This window comes from Tunicatimonas sp. (assembly GCF_049647865.1).
Lineage (GTDB): Bacteria > Bacteroidota > Bacteroidia > Cytophagales > Cyclobacteriaceae > Tunicatimonas.
On the sequence record NZ_JBARYM010000899.1, the window covers coordinates 1 to 1,847 of the forward strand.

Annotated in this window: 2 protein-coding genes; both read right to left on the bottom strand. The window is 49.1% G+C overall.

From position 1 onward, the window contains the following. A partial coding sequence (locus WBA23_RS25605) for a nucleoside hydrolase-like domain-containing protein (RefSeq protein ID WP_424585120.1) occupies positions 1 to 465 on the bottom strand: 465 nt, incomplete at its 3' end. A gap of 6 nt (positions 466 to 471) precedes the next feature. After that, positions 472 to 1,695: a glycoside hydrolase family 27 protein gene (locus tag WBA23_RS25610; protein ID WP_424585121.1), complete on the bottom strand. Its 1,224-nt coding sequence runs from the start codon at positions 1,693 to 1,695 to the stop codon at positions 472 to 474. Positions 1,696 to 1,847: the final 152 nt, after the last annotated feature.

The window sequence follows — 1,847 nt, forward strand, 5'->3', positions numbered from 1 at the left end:
GGCCTGTAACCATACGGGAGTAGTATCAGACTTAAGGAGTACTTCTACAATTCGGTTAGAGCCGGGGGTTTCAGCAGCCATATCTCCCGCCAACTCGGTATTTCCCTCGTACACTAGTTGCTCCAGGTACGACGGCTCAGGATACTTCGCATCGTGCTGAATAAGGGTTGGATGTACCTGAGCGTAAGCCTGCAAGTGTTTGTCTATCCAGGCGACACCCGGCCACTGACAACTTTCGGTAGTATCGTTTCCTTTCCAGTGAAATTTTGAGCTGGAGTGAATAATTCCTTGGACATCAAACTCATTAGCGTAGAGTAGAAACCGAACCAGGGAGCAACGGTCGTCAAACTCACCATCAGTCGTTACAATAACCCGGGGTTGGGTAGTCTGCTGCGCGAATACCGAAGCTAGGAGGAATAGATATAATAAAACACAGCTAATGAAGTACTTACTAAGATTGATCATACTGGACTATTTGGGCGTTAACAGTAACACCAAAGCATCGTGAGCAGCAATACCTTGTCCTTGATAGGCTTCCTGAAAATCCCCAACATCCTCCTGGGTCCATAAGTTTCGTACGGTGTGCTCACCAGTTACATCAGCTTCTTCCCAACTGAAGGCGATATTGGCCGGTTGATCGCTGCGGTTTAGCAAAGCTACCGCCCGACGGTTACCTGCTAGTTCCTTTACCCATACTTCCAGTGCCCCCTCATTTCGAACCCTTCTCCCCTGCTTTCCCAAGGAGTCCTGATTGACCGCAACCAACGCGTGATTTGTCAATATCTGCGTGATCTCTTCGGTCATCGTGGCTAAATTATTACCCGCAATGAGCGGCGCAGCCACCATACACCATATACTAAAGTGGGTGCGGTACTCTAGGGTGGTCATCTTGGTACTATCAATCCCGCCCCACAGTCGCTCCTGGGTGGTGTTGCCTACTTCCAGCATATCAGGATCGTTCCAGAAGCCCGGTTGGGCGTAGTGCCACAAATCGGCGGTACTTTCCAAGCAGTAGAGCATCCGGTCCCAGTTATCTTTAATATCATCGCCCGAGCGGTGCATATGTACAACGTCAGTGATCCATGGGAAAGAATTTTTTCGCTCGCCCGAACAGGTGCTATGAACGCTGTAGACAATCGGCCGTCCGGTGTTTCGCAGACAATCCCGCATTAGTTCGTACGCTTGTTGGCAGTCTTCCGCCGGGGTATTCATCGCTTGCTCCCGGGTTCCCGGATAGTTGCACCAATCGTATTTTAGATAATCTACTCCCCAGGCAGCGTAGTCGTTGGCATCAATTTGCTCGTAGCCGTAGCTGCCCATCAGCTTCTGGCAGGTGTAGCGACCCGGCGCGGAGTAGATCCCAAACTTCAACCCTAAACCGTGGATATAATCAGCGAGTGCTTTTATTCCGTTGGGAAATTTGGTAGAATCTACGACGATATGCCCGGCCTGGTCACGCTGGTCGGTCATCCACCCATCATCAATAATGATATACTGGTACCCTACATCTCGCATGCCGGAAGCAACCATCGCATCAGCAATAGCCATTACCTTTTCAGCCGAAACATCTTCCCGGAAGCAGTTCCAACTGTTCCAGCCCATAGGAGGAGTGAGCGCAACCGAGGTTGGTGCCTGAGCGACTAACCAAGCGGGTGAGACAAAAGTCAGTATAACAAGAAATAGTTCTCTTAGCATGGTAGTATACTATCGAATGGGAAATATAGTGTACCCATCCGGGTAGCAATTTATTAATTATATCCTGGATTCTGAGAAATTTAGCGTATTCGTGATCATGGTAGTTTTATCAGGTGTTCGGTTTGGTGCTCACTTTTCAGCTTAATTTTTTG